Raw genomic sequence first — 13,353 nt, 5'->3', positions numbered from 1 at the left:
CGGCCGGCGTCCCGCTCTCCCCGAAGGCGACGGTGTCGGCGATGTCGGCGAGGATCGCCTGGTAGCGGTAGAGGTCCTGGACGTCGGGGGTGCTCAGGCACAGCAGCAGGACGCGGTCCTCGCCGGGGAACGGCAGCCAGACCTCGATCCGCACGAAGTACTGCTCGTGCTCGCCGCCGTCCTCCAGCTCCCACACGGCCCGTGACCCGGCCAGATGCACGACGGCGGGCCCGGCGGGCAGGCTGATCAGCTGAACCTCGCCGCCGGTGGGCCCCTTGTCCAGGGACTCGGCGATCCCGGCCGCCGTGAGCCGCGGATCGGGGTTGTCGAGGTCCCGCACGCTGACGGTGAGGCTGGCGCGGCTGACCCGCTCGGGCGGCTCGGAGCCGTCGGCGGTGCCGCCGACGGGGAAGATGCCGAGCGCGTTGTAGACGGCGCCCCCGGCGACCAGCGTCTCGGCCTGCGCCGAGTACATGGCCCGGGTCAGCCCGCGCAGGTCCTCCAGCTCCTCGCGCTCGCCCCAGTAGCCGAGCGCGAACTGCCGCATCTGCTCGGCGAAGGCGTCCTCGTCGACGCCGAGCCCGAGGGGTACGGCGTGGAACTCCGGCTGGACCTGGAACCGCACCCCGGCGTCGCTGTCAGTCACGCGCGTCACCCGCCGGCACCTTCACCCCGGCCGCCTGCGCCCGCACCTTGTCCTCCAGGTGCTGGAAGAGCCGCCCGGACTCCGCGACCTTCTCGGTGAGCCCGCCCGTGGCCTCGGCGATCAGCTTGATGCCGTAGCCCCACTTGTCCTGGAAGTCGTCACAGGCGTTCTCCAGCTCGTCGGAGCCGGAGCCCTTGGGCCCGATGTCCTTCAGCTTGCGCATCGCGGACCGCATGCCGTCCGCGCACTCGCTGAGATCGGTGACGAGGCGGGCGAGCGCCTCGAATTCGACGTTGTAGTAGCCGGCCATGGTTGTCGTGCTCCCCGTTGCGTTCCCTGGCGGCCGATCTTCGCACGAGCCCCCCGACGCCCGTACGAGGGGCCCGACCCTGCCCACGGGCGCCACACAAGCACCACGCGCCCGTCACACACCGCGCCGGCCGGCGACGGGCCCGGTCGCCGTCTCCGCCCACACGGTCTTGCACGGCGACCGCTCCTCCTGCACGCCCCACCGGTCGGCGAGCGCGTCGACGAGCACGAGCCCCCGCCCGGTCTCGGCGGTCGACGTCGGACGTCGGAGCCGGGGGAGCCGTTCACCCCGCGTGTCGGTCACCTCGATACGGAGGGTGCCGGCGACGACGTAGAGCCGCAGCCGGAAGTTCCGCCCCGGCACCAGGCCGTGCGTGACGGCGTTGGCCGCCAGCTCGCCGACGAGCTGGCTCGCGGGTTCGCCCGGCAGCCCCCAGCTCCGCAGCTGCGCCTCCGCGAGCAGCCGGGCGAGGCGGGCGCCGCGGGGCGTGGCGGACAGCACCACGCTGAAGTGGGGGAAGTGGTCGGCGTTTTCCTCATTCACGTCACTCAGAGTGGCCGCTGCCGCCTACCGTGACGAGTGACGGAGCGGTTGCGTACGGTCACTGTCCGGTGCTTGTCCGGTGCTGTCTTGGCTGTCCGCGCGGTTGCCAGGGGTAGGGCGCCGGGGTACGGCGCGGGACGACGGAGGGGCGCGGATGTCGGTGGACAGCGAGGCGGTACGGCTCCGGAGCGAGGCGGACGAGCCGGGCTGGGAGGTGGACCCGGACGACGAGTGGGGCGTCGCCGTGATCACGACGGTGGGCCGCCAGCTCAAACTCCGCCGGGAGGCGGCGGGCCTGCGCGCCGGGGACTTCGGGAAGGCGGTGGGCTACAGCGAGGACATGGTCTACAAGATCGAGGCGGGGAAGCGGATCCCGAGGCAGGAGTTCCTGACGGCGGCGGATGAAGTGCTCGGCGCGGGCGGGTTGTTGGCGGCGTCCTGGGAGGACGTGAAGAAGGTCCGGTACCCGAAGAAGGTGCGCGAACTGGCCAAGCTGGAGGGGCAGGCGGTGGAGATCGGGGTGTACGAGTGCAACATCATCGCCGGGTTGTTGCAGACGCCGGACCACGCACGAGCGGTGATCGGCGCCGCCCAGCCGCCGTACTCACCGGACGACGTGGAACGCATGGTGGCGGCACGCCTGGCCAGGCAATCGGTGTTCGACCGGGATCCGGCGCCCGCGCTCAGCTTCGTCTTGGAAGAGGGGGCTCTGCGCCGTCCCATCGGGGGCACAATGGTCTGGCGCCGCCAGCTGGAACGGCTGCTGGAGGTGGGACGGTTGCACAACGTCGTACTCCAGGTGATGCCGATGAACTGCGACACCCACTCCGGTCTGGACGGGCGTATCGAGCTGCTGAAGTTCGCGGACGGTACGGCGGTGGGGCGCTCCGACGGTGCGTTCAACGGCCGCCCGATCCACGAGCCCAAACACCTGCGCATCCTCGAACTGCGGTATGGCACGATCCGGGCGCAGGCGCTCTCGCCCCGGGAGTCGCTGGCGTTCATCGAGCAACTGCTGGGAGAGACATGACCGAGCTGGCGTGGTTCAAGAGCAGCTACAGCGGCGGCAACGACGGCGAGTCCTGCGTAGAGATCGCCCACACCCCCGGCACGGTCCACATCCGCGACTCCAAGGACGTAGCGGGCCCGCGGCTCGCCCTCGCCGAGACCGCGTGGGTGGACTTCGTACAGGCGCTGAGGCAGAAGTGACGGAGCCGACCTGGTTCAAGAGCAGCTACAGCGGCGGCACCGACGGCGAGTCCTGCGTGGAGATCGCCCACACCCCCGGCAGGGTCCACATCCGCGACTCCAAGAACACCAGCGGCCCCCGCCTCACGCTCACGCCGGAGGCCTGGGCGGATTTCGTCACGTACGCCTCGGGCGGGTAGACCGGCGTCGTCGCGGACGCGCTCGGGGTGACTTTCCGCCTTGCCGGGGGAGACGCCCCCCGGGGGGTGGGACCGGACCGCCTACCGGGCGTCTGGCCTGGCTCCGGAGGCGCTTTTGCCGGGGAGCGCCGCGCCCTGCGTTTGACCTTCGTCACCCTGGGGGTATTCTCTCCGGCTCGATTGGCCAGGCCCCCGCCCCATATGGCAGACTGTCCGAGTTGCTCGGTCGAGTGTTGATGCTGCGCGCCTCCCGCCGGGAGGACCGGAAGCGAGTCCCACAGTACTCGTCGCCTTAACTGCCACACGGCAGCGCTGGGGCGGACGTACGGGAATCTTCCGGGAAGTGTTGGTGCGATACCGGCCAGGCACCCGGTGGGCTCTTCGCCCCCGGCTTGCGGTTCCGGAAGGGCCGTGTTCATTCCGCAGGGATGTTCGAACAAGGGACATCTGTGTCAGCGGGAGCGCGACACGCCCGACCGCGTGGGTCGGAGAAGCAAGGGCCGGACAGCACAAACACCGGGTTCCAGAGCGTTAGAGAGACAGGACTACTGAGTAGCCATGGCGGGACAGAAGATCCGCATCCGGCTCAAGGCCTACGACCACGAGGTCATCGACAGCTCGGCGAAGAAGATCGTCGAGACGGTGACGCGCACTGGTGCGTCGGTCGCGGGCCCGGTGCCGCTGCCCACTGAGAAGAACGTGTACTGCGTCATCAAGTCGCCGCACAAGTACAAGGACTCGCGCGAGCACTTCGAGATGCGCACGCACAAGCGCCTGATCGACATCCTCGACCCGACCCCCAAGACCGTTGACTCTCTGATGCGACTCGACCTCCCGGCCGGTGTCGACATCGAGATCAAGCTCTGAGGCTGGTGGGCTGAGAATGGCTAAGCAGATCAAGGGCATCCTGGGCGAGAAGCTCGGCATGACGCAGGTGTGGGACGAGAACAACCGTGTTGTTCCGGTCACCGTCGTCAAGGCCGGCCCCAACGTCGTCACCCAGGTCCGTACCAACGACGTCGACGGCTACGAGTCGGTCCAGATCGCCTTCGGCGAGATCGACCCGCGCAAGGTGAACAAGCCCCTCAAGGGTCACTTCGCCAAGGCCGACGTCACCCCGCGTCGTCACCTCGTGGAGATCCGCACCGCGGACGCCTCCGAGTACACCCTCGGCCAGGAGATCACCGCCGAGGTGTTCGAGGCCGGCACGAAGGTCGACGTCACCGGCAAGAGCAAGGGCAAGGGCTTCGCCGGTGTCATGAAGCGTCACAACTTCGGTGGCCTCGGCGCCGGTCACGGCACCCAGCGCAAGCACCGCTCGCCCGGTTCCATCGGTGGCTGTGCCACCCCGGGCCGTGTGTTCAAGGGCCTCCGCATGGCGGGTCGCATGGGCAACGAGCGGGTCACCACCCAGAACCTGACCGTCCACGCCGTTGACGCGGAGAAGGGCCTGCTGCTCATCAAGGGCGCGGTTCCCGGTCCGAACGGCGGCCTCGTCCTGGTCCGCACCGCGGCCAAGGGGGCCTGAGGTAACCGATGAGCACTGTTGACATCCTTTCGCCGGCGGGCGAGAAGGCCGGTTCCGTCGAGCTCCCCGCGGAGATCTTCGGCGTTGAGAAGGTCAGCATCCCGCTGATCCACCAGGTCGTCGTCGCGCAGCTGGCCGCTGCCCGCCAGGGCACGCACAAGACCAAGACCCGCGGTGAAGTCCGCGGCGGTGGCAAGAAGCCGTACCGCCAGAAGGGCACCGGTCGCGCCCGTCAGGGTTCGACCCGCGCGCCGCAGTTCGCCGGTGGTGGCGTCGTGCACGGTCCCGTGCCGCGCGACTACTCGCAGCGCACCCCGAAGAAGATGAAGGCTGCCGCTCTGCGTCACGCCCTCACCGACCGGGCGCGCCACAACCGCATCCACGTCGTCTCCGGCGTCGTCGAGGGCGACAGCCCGTCGACGAAGGCCGCCAAGACGCTGTTCGGCAAGATCTCGGAGCGCAAGAACCTGCTCCTGGTCGTCGACCGCGCCGACGAGGCCGCGTGGCTGTCCGCCCGCAACCTGCCCCAGGTCCACATCCTGGAGCCGGGCCAGCTGAACACGTACGACGTTCTCGTCTCGGACGACGTGGTCTTCACCCAGGCCGCGTTCGAGTCCTTCGTGTCTGGCCCCAAGGCCGCTGACACCGAAGGGAGCGAGGCCTGATGGCTATCCGTCACCCCGCTATCGCCTCGAAGGCGGCCAAGGCCGCCAAGGCCGCGCGCGTCGCCAAGGCGCGCCGCCACGCCACCGAGGGCAAGAACACCGTCGAGACGCCGCTGAGCAAGTCGTACACGGACCCCCGTGACGTCCTGATCAAGCCGGTCGTCTCCGAGAAGAGCTACGCGCTCCTCGACGAGAACAAGTACACGTTCATCGTCGACCCGCGGGCCAACAAGACCCAGATCAAGGAGGCCGTTCAGGCGGTCTTCGACGTCAAGGTCACTGGGGTCAACACGATCAACCGCATCGGCAAGCGCAAGCGGACCCGCACCGGGTTCGGCCAGCGCGCCGCCACCAAGCGGGCCATCGTGACCCTCGCCGAGGGCGACCGTATCGACATCTTCGGCGGTCCGACCGCGTAAGCGGTCAGGATCGTCCGATATCGGACGAGGACTGAGAAATGGGTATCCGCAAGTACAAGCCGACGACTCCTGGCCGTCGTGGCGCCAGCGTCGCCGACTTCGTCGAGGTCACGCGGTCCACGCCGGAGAAGTCGCTGGTCCGCCCGCTGCACAGCAAGGGCGGCCGTAACAACGCCGGTCGTGTGACCGTCCGCCACCAGGGCGGTGGCCACAAGCGCGCCTACCGAGTGATCGACTTCCGTCGTCACGACAAGGACGGCGTGCCGGCGAAGGTCGCGCACATCGAGTACGACCCGAACCGCACCGCGCGCATCGCGCTCCTGCACTACGCGGACGGCGAGAAGCGCTACATCCTGGCCCCCAAGGGCCTCAACCAGGGCGACCGGATCGAGAACGGCCCCACGGCCGACATCAAGCCCGGCAACAACCTGGCGCTGCGCAACATCCCGGTCGGTACGACGATCCACTCCGTGGAGCTTCGTCCCGGCGGCGGCGCCAAGTTCGCCCGCTCCGCCGGTGCCTCCGTGCAGCTGCTCGCGAAGGAGGGCACGATGGCCCACCTCCGCATGCCCTCCGGTGAGATCCGCCTGGTCGACCAGCGCTGCCGCGCCACGGTCGGCGAGGTCGGCAACGCCGAGCAGAGCAACATCAACTGGGGCAAGGCCGGCCGCAAGCGCTGGCTCGGCGTCCGCCCGACCGTTCGTGGTGTGGCGATGAACCCGGTTGACCACCCCCACGGTGGTGGTGAGGGCAAGACCTCCGGTGGTCGCCACCCGGTCAGCCCCTGGGGCCAGAAGGAAGGCCGTACTCGTTCGCCTAAGAAGGCTTCGAACAAGTACATCGTCCGCCGCCGCAAGACGAACAAGAAGCGCTAGGAGCGGGTTTAGATGCCGCGCAGTCTCAAGAAGGGGCCCTTCGTCGACGACCACCTGCTCAAGAAGGTGGACGCCCAGAACGAAGCCGGCACCAAGAACGTCATCAAGACCTGGTCCCGTCGCTCCATGATCATCCCGGCGATGCTGGGCCACACGATCGCGGTGCACAACGGCAAGACCCACGTCCCGGTGTTCGTCACCGAGTCGATGGTCGGCCACAAGCTCGGCGAGTTCTCGCCGACGCGCACCTTCCGGGGTCACGTCAAGGAAGACCGGAAGTCGAAGCGCCGCTAGTAGCGGATCGCATTCAGACACGTAAGTAACTCTGAAGGGACAACCATGGAAGCCAGGGCACAGGCGCGGTACATCCGCGTGACGCCCATGAAGGCCCGCCGTGTGGTGGACCTCATCCGTGGCATGAACGCCACGGAGGCCCAGGCTGTTCTGCGATTCGCTCCGCAGGCAGCCTCCGTGCCCGTCGGCAAGGTGCTCGACAGCGCCATCGCCAACGCCGCGCACAACTACGACCACACCGATGTCGACAGCCTCTACATCGCTGAGGCATACGTCGACGAGGGCCCGACCCTGAAGCGGTTCCGTCCGCGCGCCCAGGGCCGTGCCTACCGGATCCGCAAGCGGACCAGCCACATCACCGTGGTCGTCGCCAGCAAGGAAGGAACCCGGTAATGGGCCAGAAGGTAAACCCGCACGGGTTCCGGCTCGGTGTCACCACCGACTTCAAGTCGCGTTGGTACGCCGACAAGCTGTACAAGGACTACGTCAAGGAAGACGTCGCCATCCGTCGGATGATGACGTCCGGCATGGAGCGCGCCGGCATCTCGAAGGTGGAGATCGAGCGCACCCGTGACCGCGTCCGCGTGGACATCCACACCGCTCGCCCGGGCATCGTCATCGGCCGCCGCGGCGCCGAGGCCGACCGCATCCGCGGCGACCTGGAGAAGCTGACCGGCAAGCAGGTCCAGCTGAACATCCTCGAGGTCAAGAACCCCGAGACCGACGCTCAGCTGGTGGCCCAGGCCGTCGCCGAGCAGCTGTCCTCCCGCGTCTCCTTCCGCCGTGCCATGCGCAAGAGCATGCAGTCGGCGATGAAGGCCGGCGCCAAGGGCATTAAGATCCAGTGCGGTGGCCGTCTCGGCGGCGCCGAGATGTCCCGCTCGGAGTTCTACCGCGAGGGCCGCGTGCCCCTGCACACGCTCCGTGCGAACGTCGACTACGGCTTCTTCGAGGCCCGTACGACCTTCGGCCGCATCGGTGTGAAGGTCTGGATCTACAAGGGCGACGTCAAGAACATCGCCGAGGTCCGCGCTGAGAACGCTGCCGCCCGTGCGGGTAACCGCCCGGCCCGCGGTGGCGCCGACCGCCCGGCCCGTGGTGGCCGTGGTGGCGAGCGGCGCGGTCGCAAGCCGCAGCAGGCTGCCGGCGCCGAGGCCCCCAAGGCCGAGGCTCCCGCGTCCGCTCCGGCTGAGAGCACCGGAACGGAGGCCTGACCGAAATGCTGATCCCCCGTAGGGTCAAGCACCGCAAGCAGCACCACCCGAAGCGCAACGGCATGTCCAAGGGTGGCACGCAGATTGCGTTCGGCGAGTACGGCATCCAGGCGCTGACCCCGGCGTACGTGACGAACCGCCAGATCGAGGCGGCTCGTATCGCCATGACCCGTCACATCAAGCGTGGCGGCAAGGTCTGGATCAACATCTACCCGGACCGTCCGCTGACGAAGAAGCCCGCCGAGACCCGCATGGGTTCCGGTAAGGGTTCTCCGGAGTGGTGGGTGGCCAACGTCAAGCCCGGACGCGTGATGTTCGAGCTGTCGTACCCCAACGAGAAGATCGCCCGTGAGGCGCTGACCCGTGCGGCCCACAAGCTGCCGATGAAGTGCCGGATCGTCAAGCGCGAGGCAGGTGAAGCGTGATGTCGGCCGGTACCAAGGCGTCCGAGCTGCGCGAGCTGGGCAACGAGGAGCTTCTGGGCAAGCTCCGCGAGGCCAAGGAAGAGCTGTTCAACCTCCGCTTCCAGGCGGCTACGGGTCAGCTCGAGAACCACGGTCGGCTGAAGGCCGTCCGTAAGGACATCGCGCGGATCTACACCCTGATGCGCGAGCGCGAGCTGGGCATCGAGACGGTGGAGAACGCATGAGCGAGAACAACGTGACTGAGAACACCGAAGCGCGCGGCTTCCGCAAGACCCGTGAGGGCCTTGTCGTCAGCGACAAGATGGACAAGACCGTCGTCGTCGCCGTCGAGGACCGCGTCAAGCACGCGCTGTACGGCAAGGTCATCCGCCGTACCAACAAGCTCAAGGCGCACGACGAGCAGAACGCCGCGGGTGTCGGCGACCGCGTCCTCCTCATGGAGACCCGGCCGCTGTCCGCGACCAAGCGCTGGCGCGTCGTCGAGATCCTCGAGAAGGCCAAGTAATCCCTCCTAGGGGGACCCCCTAGGCATCGTTCCGCCAGGCTCGGGGCGGGTGCCGTACACCACGGCCCCGCCCCGGGAACCGGCAGACAACCAGGAGATAGACGTGATCCAGCAGGAGTCGCGACTGCGTGTCGCCGACAACACTGGTGCGAAGGAGATCCTTTGCATCCGTGTGCTCGGTGGCTCCGGTCGCCGCTACGCGGGCATCGGTGACGTCATCGTCGCCACCGTCAAGGACGCGATCCCCGGTGGCAACGTGAAGAAGGGTGACGTCGTCAAGGCGGTCATCGTTCGCACCGTCAAGGAGCGCCGCCGTCCGGACGGCTCGTACATCCGCTTCGACGAGAACGCCGCCGTCATTCTGAAGAACGACGGCGACCCTCGTGGCACCCGTATCTTCGGCCCGGTGGGCCGTGAGCTGCGCGAGAAGAAGTTCATGAAGATCATCTCCCTCGCGCCGGAGGTGCTGTGAGCATGAAGATCAAGAAGGGCGACCTGGTCCAGGTCATCACCGGTAAGGACAAGGGCAAGCAGGGCAAGGTCATCGCGGCCTTCCCCCGCGAGGACCGCGTCCTGGTCGAGGGTGTCAACCGGGTCAAGAAGCACACGAAGGCCGGGCCGACCGCCAGCGGCTCGCAGGCCGGCGGCATCGTGACCACCGAGGCCCCCATCCACGTCAGCAACGTCATGCTGGTCGTGGAGAAGGACGGCCAGAAGGTCCCGACCCGCGTCGGCTACCGCTTCGACGACGAGGGCAACAAGATCCGCGTTGCCAAGCGGACGGGTGAGGACATCTGATGACGACCACCGTGACTCCGCGTCTCAAGACGAAGTACCGCGAGGAGATCATCGGCAAGCTGCGTGACGAGTTCAAGTACGAGAACGTCATGCAGGTTCCGGGCCTCGTCAAGATCGTGGTCAACATGGGTGTCGGCGACGCCGCCCGTGACTCGAAGCTGATCGAGGGCGCGATCCGCGACCTGACCACCATCACCGGTCAGAAGCCGGCCGTCACCAAGGCCCGCAAGTCCATCGCGCAGTTCAAGCTGCGCGAGGGCCAGCCGATCGGTGCCCACGTCACGCTCCGTGGCGACCGCATGTGGGAGTTCCTGGACCGCACCCTGTCGCTCGCGCTGCCGCGCATCCGCGACTTCCGCGGCCTGTCCCCCAAGCAGTTCGACGGCCGTGGCAACTACACCTTCGGTCTCACGGAGCAGGTCATGTTCCACGAGATCGACCAGGACAAGATCGACCGTGTCCGGGGTATGGACATCACCGTGGTCACCACGGCGACCAACGACGAAGAGGGCCGCGCGCTCCTCCGTCACCTCGGCTTCCCGTTCAAGGAGGCGTGAGCGAGATGGCGAAGAAGGCTCTCATCGCGAAGGCTGCTCGCAAGCCCAAGTTCGGTGTGCGTAGCTACACCCGCTGCCAGCGCTGCGGTCGTCCGCACTCCGTGTACCGCAAGTTCGGCCTCTGCCGCGTGTGCCTCCGTGAGATGGCTCACCGTGGCGAGCTGCCGGGCGTGACCAAGAGCTCCTGGTAATCCCCACTTTTAGGGATTCCTGGACCTCTCGGTAAGCAACCGGGACGGCAGGGGCGCCGACTCTCATGGCTTAGGCTAGGAGGGTTGGGCCTCTGCCGCCCTGAACGACTTACTACGCCGTAGGTCCCCGCACCGCACCCGTCCCGTCTGAGAAGTACGGGGAGAGGGATGGCGCATATAGGAAACCCCGGCGAGAAAGGCCACAGGCCAATTCATGACCATGACTGATCCGATCGCAGACATGCTGACGCGTCTGCGGAACGCGAACTCGGCGTACCACGACTCCGTGACGATGCCGGCGTCCAAGATCAAGTCTCACATCGCGGAGATCCTCCAGCAGGAGGGCTTCATCACGGGCTGGAAGGTCGAGGACGCCGAGGTCGGCAAGAACCTCGTCCTGGAGCTCAAGTTCGGCCCGAACCGTGAGCGCTCCATCGCGGGCATCAAGCGGATCTCGAAGCCGGGTCTCCGTGTGTACGCGAAGTCCACCAACCTGCCGAAGGTGCTCGGCGGCCTCGGCGTGGCGATCATCTCCACGTCCCACGGTCTGCTCACCGACAAGCAGGCGCAGAAGAAGGGCGTGGGTGGGGAAGTCCTCGCCTACGTCTGGTAACGGAAGGGAACGGAGGAAACAGCTATGTCGCGCATCGGCAAGCTCCCCATCCCGGTTCCCGCCGGCGTGGACGTCACCATCGACGGCCGTACGGTCAAGGTCAAGGGCCCCAAGGGCGAACTGACCCACACCATCGTTGCGCCGATCGACATCGCGAAGGGCGAGGACGGCACCCTCCAGGTGCTCCGCCCGAACGACGAGCGGCAGAGCAAGGCCCTGCACGGCCTGTCCCGCACGCTGGTGGCGAACATGATCACCGGTGTGACCCAGGGATACGTCAAGAAGCTCGAGATCAGCGGTGTCGGTTACCGAGTGACCGCCAAGGGTGCGAACCTCGAGTTCGCGCTCGGCTACAGCCACCCGATCACCGTCGAGGCCCCCGAGGGCATCACCTTCAAGGTGGAGACCCCGACCCGTTTCTCGGTCGAGGGCATCGACAAGCAGAAGGTCGGCGAGGTTGCGGCCAACATCCGCAAGCTGCGCAAGCCCGACCCGTACAAGGCCAAGGGCGTCAAGTACGAGGGCGAAGTCATCCGCCGCAAGGTCGGAAAGGCGGGTAAGTAAGCCATGGCATACGGGCAGAAGATCCTCAAGGGCGACGCCTACAAGCGCGCCGCGATCAAGCGCCGTCACATCCGGATCCGCAAGAAGGTGTCCGGTACGGCGGAGCGTCCCCGTCTGGTCGTGACCCGCTCCAACCGCCACATCGTGGCGCAGGTGATCGACGACCTGAAGGGCCACACCCTGGCGTCGGCGTCCTCTCTGGACGCGTCGATCCGCGGTGCCGAGGACAAGTCCTCGCAGGCCAAGAAGGTCGGCGCCCTGGTCGCCGAGCGTGCCAAGGCCGCCGGTGTCGAGGCTGTCGTGTTCGACCGTGGTGGCAACCAGTACGCCGGGCGCATCGCCGCCCTGGCGGACGCCGCCCGCGAGGCCGGGCTCAAGTTCTGAGCCGGTTCCGTAGCTAGCGGAAACAGAGAGAGGTAATTCCAATGGCTGGACCCCAGCGCCGCGGTGGCGGTGCCGGTGGCGGCGAGCGGCGGGACCGGAAGGGCCGTGACGGCGGCGCTGCTGCCGCCGAGAAGACCGCGTACGTTGAGCGCGTGGTCGCGATCAACCGCGTCGCCAAGGTTGTGAAGGGTGGTCGTCGCTTCAGCTTCACCGCGCTGGTCGTGGTGGGCGACGGTGACGGCACCGTGGGTGTCGGTTACGGCAAGGCCAAGGAGGTGCCGGCCGCCATCGCCAAGGGCGTTGAGGAGGCCAAGAAGCACTTCTTCAAGGTCCCCCGGATCCAGGGCACCATCCCGCACCCCATCCAGGGTGAGAAGGCTGCCGGCGTCGTCCTGCTCAAGCCCGCGTCCCCCGGTACCGGTGTTATCGCCGGTGGTCCGGTGCGTGCCGTGCTCGAGTGCGCCGGTATCCACGACGTGCTGTCGAAGTCGCTCGGCTCCGACAACGCCATCAACATCGTGCACGCGACCGTGGCGGCCCTGAAGGGCCTGCAGCGTCCCGAGGAGATCGCGGCCCGCCGCGGTCTGCCCCTCGAGGACGTCGCCCCCGCGGCTCTGCTGCGTGCGCGTGCCGGGGCGGGTGCGTAATCATGGCGCAGCTCAAGATCACGCAGGTCAAGTCCTACATCGGCAGCAAGCAGAACCACCGTGACACCCTGCGGTCGCTTGGTCTCAAGGGGATCAACACCGTGGTCGTCAAGGAGGACCGCCCCGAGTTCCGCGGCATGGTGCACACCGTCCGCCACCTCGTGACGGTCGAGGAGGTCGACTGATCATGGCGGAGAACAACCCGCTCAAGATCCACAACCTCCGTCCCGCCCCGGGCGCCAAGACCGCCAAGACCCGTGTGGGTCGTGGTGAGGCGTCGAAGGGTAAGACGGCCGGTCGTGGTACCAAGGGCACCAAGGCCCGCTACCAGGTTCCGGAGCGCTTCGAGGGTGGCCAGATGCCGCTCCACATGCGCCTCCCGAAGCTGAAGGGCTTCAAGAACCCGTTCAAGACCGAGTACCAGGTCGTGAACCTTGACAAGCTGGCCGCGCTCTACCCCGAGGGTGGCGAGGTCACCGTCGAGGGTCTGGTGGCCAAGGGTGCCGTTCGCAAGAACGCGCTCGTCAAGGTGCTCGGCCAGGGCGAGATCTCCGTGGCGCTGCAGGTGACGGTCGACGCCGTCTCCGGCTCCGCCAAGGAGAAGATCACCGCCGCCGGCGGTACGGTCACCGAGCTCGTCTGAGCTCCGATGACGTAGTACGTCAACCGGGGATATCCCACATTTGGGGTATCCCCGGTTGGTCGTTCCTAGGGAGGCAGTGTCGCCGGTAAGGTAGCCTGCACTGCTCTTTTCTGTATTCGTCGAACCTCAAAGACCGCCCTTGAC

The 13,353-nt window shown here is 67.4% G+C and carries 27 protein-coding genes; 24 read left to right on the top strand and 3 right to left on the bottom strand.

The genetic code is table 11. The annotated features are described in order from the left end of the window. The 3 genes from IE308_RS32270 to IE308_RS32260 form a co-directional block, all read right to left on the bottom strand. Positions 1–646, bottom strand: a 646-nt coding sequence (locus IE308_RS32270; RefSeq protein ID WP_190220602.1) for a hypothetical protein, incomplete at its 3' end; no start/stop codon positions are given. Next, positions 639–956 (bottom strand): DUF6317 family protein, encoded by a 318-nt coding sequence (locus IE308_RS32265; RefSeq protein ID WP_110629813.1) that lies wholly within the window; start codon positions 954–956, stop codon positions 639–641. The genes IE308_RS32270 and IE308_RS32265, both read right to left, overlap by 8 nt. A gap of 114 nt (positions 957–1,070) precedes the next feature. Further along, positions 1,071–1,499: an ATP-binding protein gene (locus IE308_RS32260; RefSeq protein WP_229909298.1), complete on the bottom strand. Its 429-nt coding sequence runs from the start codon at positions 1,497–1,499 to the stop codon at positions 1,071–1,073. Between the two features lie 154 nt (positions 1,500–1,653). On the opposite strand from IE308_RS32260, the gene IE308_RS32255 reads away from it, so the two are divergent. The 24 genes from IE308_RS32255 to rplO all read left to right on the top strand — a co-directional run bounded on the left by IE308_RS32255 (position 1,654) and on the right by rplO (position 13,209). Continuing rightward, the gene (locus IE308_RS32255; RefSeq protein ID WP_190220601.1) at positions 1,654–2,529 is read left to right on the top strand and encodes a helix-turn-helix domain-containing protein; all 876 of its coding nucleotides are present in this window, start codon (positions 1,654–1,656) and stop codon (positions 2,527–2,529) included. Beyond that, the gene (locus IE308_RS32250) at positions 2,526–2,708 is read left to right on the top strand and encodes a DUF397 domain-containing protein (protein WP_190220600.1); all 183 of its coding nucleotides are present in this window, start codon (positions 2,526–2,528) and stop codon (positions 2,706–2,708) included. The genes IE308_RS32255 and IE308_RS32250 overlap by 4 nt, the downstream gene beginning before the upstream one ends. After that, the gene (locus IE308_RS32245) at positions 2,705–2,887 is read left to right on the top strand and encodes a DUF397 domain-containing protein (RefSeq protein WP_229909295.1); all 183 of its coding nucleotides are present in this window, start codon (positions 2,705–2,707) and stop codon (positions 2,885–2,887) included. The genes IE308_RS32250 and IE308_RS32245 overlap by 4 nt, the downstream gene beginning before the upstream one ends. A gap of 558 nt (positions 2,888–3,445) precedes the next feature. Further along, positions 3,446–3,754 carry a 30S ribosomal protein S10 gene (gene rpsJ, locus IE308_RS32240; protein ID WP_003948644.1) on the top strand — a complete coding sequence of 103 codons (309 nt, stop codon included), beginning with the start codon at positions 3,446–3,448 and terminating at the stop codon, positions 3,752–3,754. Between the two features lie 16 nt (positions 3,755–3,770). Further along, positions 3,771–4,415, top strand: coding sequence for a 50S ribosomal protein L3 (rplC, locus tag IE308_RS32235; RefSeq protein WP_110629818.1), 645 nt, complete (start codon positions 3,771–3,773; stop codon positions 4,413–4,415). An 8-nt stretch (positions 4,416–4,423) separates the two neighbouring features. Beyond that, on the top strand, positions 4,424–5,080 hold the full coding sequence (gene rplD / locus IE308_RS32230; protein ID WP_110629819.1) for a 50S ribosomal protein L4: 657 nt from the start codon (positions 4,424–4,426) through the stop codon (positions 5,078–5,080). Beyond that, on the top strand, positions 5,080–5,499 hold the full coding sequence (rplW, locus tag IE308_RS32225; protein WP_110629820.1) for a 50S ribosomal protein L23: 420 nt from the start codon (positions 5,080–5,082) through the stop codon (positions 5,497–5,499). The genes rplD and rplW overlap by 1 nt, the downstream gene beginning before the upstream one ends. Before the next feature lie 38 nt (positions 5,500–5,537). Further along, entirely contained in the window at positions 5,538–6,374 is an 837-nt protein-coding gene (gene rplB, locus IE308_RS32220) for a 50S ribosomal protein L2 (protein WP_110629821.1), read from the top strand. A gap of 12 nt (positions 6,375–6,386) precedes the next feature. After that, positions 6,387–6,668: a 30S ribosomal protein S19 gene (rpsS, locus tag IE308_RS32215; protein ID WP_110629822.1), complete on the top strand. Its 282-nt coding sequence runs from the start codon at positions 6,387–6,389 to the stop codon at positions 6,666–6,668. 45 nt (positions 6,669–6,713) lie between these two features. After that, complete coding sequence (gene rplV / locus IE308_RS32210; RefSeq protein ID WP_110629823.1) at positions 6,714–7,061, top strand: 50S ribosomal protein L22; 348 nt, start codon at positions 6,714–6,716, stop codon at positions 7,059–7,061. Beyond that, positions 7,061–7,882, top strand: coding sequence for a 30S ribosomal protein S3 (gene rpsC / locus IE308_RS32205; RefSeq protein ID WP_110629824.1), 822 nt, complete (start codon positions 7,061–7,063; stop codon positions 7,880–7,882). Before rplV ends, rpsC begins: the two co-directional genes overlap by 1 nt. A 5-nt stretch (positions 7,883–7,887) precedes the next feature. Further along, a complete protein-coding gene (gene rplP, locus IE308_RS32200; protein ID WP_110629825.1) occupies positions 7,888–8,307 on the top strand; it encodes a 50S ribosomal protein L16 in 420 nt (139 codons plus the stop codon). Next, on the top strand, positions 8,307–8,531 hold the full coding sequence (gene rpmC, locus IE308_RS32195) for a 50S ribosomal protein L29 (RefSeq protein ID WP_018564811.1): 225 nt from the start codon (positions 8,307–8,309) through the stop codon (positions 8,529–8,531). Before rplP ends, rpmC begins: the two co-directional genes overlap by 1 nt. Further along, the gene (gene rpsQ / locus IE308_RS32190; protein WP_004984524.1) at positions 8,528–8,812 is read left to right on the top strand and encodes a 30S ribosomal protein S17; all 285 of its coding nucleotides are present in this window, start codon (positions 8,528–8,530) and stop codon (positions 8,810–8,812) included. Before rpmC ends, rpsQ begins: the two co-directional genes overlap by 4 nt. 103 nt (positions 8,813–8,915) lie before the next feature. After that, positions 8,916–9,284, top strand: a complete 369-nt coding sequence (rplN, locus tag IE308_RS32185; RefSeq protein WP_003998823.1) for a 50S ribosomal protein L14 — start codon at positions 8,916–8,918, stop codon at positions 9,282–9,284. 2 nt (positions 9,285–9,286) lie between these two features. Further along, positions 9,287–9,610: a 50S ribosomal protein L24 gene (gene rplX, locus IE308_RS32180; RefSeq protein ID WP_044383234.1), complete on the top strand. Its 324-nt coding sequence runs from the start codon at positions 9,287–9,289 to the stop codon at positions 9,608–9,610. Next, the gene (rplE, locus tag IE308_RS32175; protein WP_110629826.1) at positions 9,610–10,167 is read left to right on the top strand and encodes a 50S ribosomal protein L5; all 558 of its coding nucleotides are present in this window, start codon (positions 9,610–9,612) and stop codon (positions 10,165–10,167) included. The genes rplX and rplE overlap by 1 nt, the downstream gene beginning before the upstream one ends. Positions 10,168–10,172: 5 nt before the next feature. Next, positions 10,173–10,358 (top strand): type Z 30S ribosomal protein S14, encoded by a 186-nt coding sequence (locus tag IE308_RS32170; protein ID WP_059127180.1) that lies wholly within the window; start codon positions 10,173–10,175, stop codon positions 10,356–10,358. Positions 10,359–10,572: 214 nt separating this feature from the next. After that, on the top strand, positions 10,573–10,971 hold the full coding sequence (rpsH, locus tag IE308_RS32165) for a 30S ribosomal protein S8 (RefSeq protein ID WP_030839654.1): 399 nt from the start codon (positions 10,573–10,575) through the stop codon (positions 10,969–10,971). 24 nt (positions 10,972–10,995) lie between these two features. Further along, entirely contained in the window at positions 10,996–11,535 is a 540-nt protein-coding gene (gene rplF, locus IE308_RS32160) for a 50S ribosomal protein L6 (RefSeq protein WP_110629827.1), read from the top strand. Positions 11,536–11,538: 3 nt separating this feature from the next. Beyond that, positions 11,539–11,919, top strand: a complete 381-nt coding sequence (gene rplR, locus IE308_RS32155) for a 50S ribosomal protein L18 (protein ID WP_110629828.1) — start codon at positions 11,539–11,541, stop codon at positions 11,917–11,919. Positions 11,920–11,960: 41 nt separating this feature from the next. Then, the gene (gene rpsE, locus IE308_RS32150; RefSeq protein WP_003992370.1) at positions 11,961–12,566 is read left to right on the top strand and encodes a 30S ribosomal protein S5; all 606 of its coding nucleotides are present in this window, start codon (positions 11,961–11,963) and stop codon (positions 12,564–12,566) included. A gap of 2 nt (positions 12,567–12,568) precedes the next feature. Beyond that, on the top strand, positions 12,569–12,751 hold the full coding sequence (rpmD, locus tag IE308_RS32145) for a 50S ribosomal protein L30 (RefSeq protein ID WP_003998814.1): 183 nt from the start codon (positions 12,569–12,571) through the stop codon (positions 12,749–12,751). A gap of 2 nt (positions 12,752–12,753) precedes the next feature. Continuing rightward, the gene (rplO, locus tag IE308_RS32140) at positions 12,754–13,209 is read left to right on the top strand and encodes a 50S ribosomal protein L15 (protein WP_110629829.1); all 456 of its coding nucleotides are present in this window, start codon (positions 12,754–12,756) and stop codon (positions 13,207–13,209) included. Positions 13,210–13,353 lie beyond the last annotated feature (144 nt).

The organism is Streptomyces griseosporeus, assembly GCF_014656055.1.
Lineage (GTDB): Bacteria > Actinomycetota > Actinomycetes > Streptomycetales > Streptomycetaceae > Streptomyces > Streptomyces griseosporeus.
This window is presented reverse-complemented; position numbering and strand designations above follow the sequence as displayed.

Excerpts from the sequence above, each read along its gene's own strand:
- rpsS (WP_110629822.1), top strand. The coding sequence starts at position 6,387 with ATGCCGCGCAGTCTCAAGAAGGGGCCCTTCGTCGACGACCACCTGCTC.
- rplW (WP_110629820.1), top strand. The coding sequence starts at position 5,080 with ATGGCTATCCGTCACCCCGCTATCGCCTCGAAGGCGGCCAAGGCCGCC.
- IE308_RS32170 (WP_059127180.1), top strand. The coding sequence starts at position 10,173 with ATGGCGAAGAAGGCTCTCATCGCGAAGGCTGCTCGCAAGCCCAAGTTC.
- rplO (WP_110629829.1), top strand. The coding sequence starts at position 12,754 with ATGGCGGAGAACAACCCGCTCAAGATCCACAACCTCCGTCCCGCCCCG.
- rpsQ (WP_004984524.1), top strand. The coding sequence starts at position 8,528 with ATGAGCGAGAACAACGTGACTGAGAACACCGAAGCGCGCGGCTTCCGC.
- rplF (WP_110629827.1), top strand. The coding sequence starts at position 10,996 with ATGTCGCGCATCGGCAAGCTCCCCATCCCGGTTCCCGCCGGCGTGGAC.
- rplP (WP_110629825.1), top strand. The coding sequence starts at position 7,888 with ATGCTGATCCCCCGTAGGGTCAAGCACCGCAAGCAGCACCACCCGAAG.
- IE308_RS32255 (WP_190220601.1), top strand. The coding sequence starts at position 1,654 with ATGTCGGTGGACAGCGAGGCGGTACGGCTCCGGAGCGAGGCGGACGAG.
- IE308_RS32250 (WP_190220600.1), top strand. The coding sequence starts at position 2,526 with ATGACCGAGCTGGCGTGGTTCAAGAGCAGCTACAGCGGCGGCAACGAC.
- rplC (WP_110629818.1), top strand. The coding sequence starts at position 3,771 with ATGGCTAAGCAGATCAAGGGCATCCTGGGCGAGAAGCTCGGCATGACG.
- rpmD (WP_003998814.1), top strand. The coding sequence starts at position 12,569 with ATGGCGCAGCTCAAGATCACGCAGGTCAAGTCCTACATCGGCAGCAAG.
- rplD (WP_110629819.1), top strand. The coding sequence starts at position 4,424 with ATGAGCACTGTTGACATCCTTTCGCCGGCGGGCGAGAAGGCCGGTTCC.
- rplB (WP_110629821.1), top strand. The coding sequence starts at position 5,538 with ATGGGTATCCGCAAGTACAAGCCGACGACTCCTGGCCGTCGTGGCGCC.
- IE308_RS32265 (WP_110629813.1), bottom strand. The coding sequence starts at position 956 with ATGGCCGGCTACTACAACGTCGAATTCGAGGCGCTCGCCCGCCTCGTC.
- rplE (WP_110629826.1), top strand. The coding sequence starts at position 9,610 with ATGACGACCACCGTGACTCCGCGTCTCAAGACGAAGTACCGCGAGGAG.
- rpmC (WP_018564811.1), top strand. The coding sequence starts at position 8,307 with ATGTCGGCCGGTACCAAGGCGTCCGAGCTGCGCGAGCTGGGCAACGAG.
- rpsC (WP_110629824.1), top strand. The coding sequence starts at position 7,061 with ATGGGCCAGAAGGTAAACCCGCACGGGTTCCGGCTCGGTGTCACCACC.
- rplV (WP_110629823.1), top strand. The coding sequence starts at position 6,714 with ATGGAAGCCAGGGCACAGGCGCGGTACATCCGCGTGACGCCCATGAAG.
- rplR (WP_110629828.1), top strand. The coding sequence starts at position 11,539 with ATGGCATACGGGCAGAAGATCCTCAAGGGCGACGCCTACAAGCGCGCC.
- rpsE (WP_003992370.1), top strand. The coding sequence starts at position 11,961 with ATGGCTGGACCCCAGCGCCGCGGTGGCGGTGCCGGTGGCGGCGAGCGG.
- rplX (WP_044383234.1), top strand. The coding sequence starts at position 9,287 with ATGAAGATCAAGAAGGGCGACCTGGTCCAGGTCATCACCGGTAAGGAC.
- rpsH (WP_030839654.1), top strand. The coding sequence starts at position 10,573 with ATGACCATGACTGATCCGATCGCAGACATGCTGACGCGTCTGCGGAAC.
- rpsJ (WP_003948644.1), top strand. The coding sequence starts at position 3,446 with ATGGCGGGACAGAAGATCCGCATCCGGCTCAAGGCCTACGACCACGAG.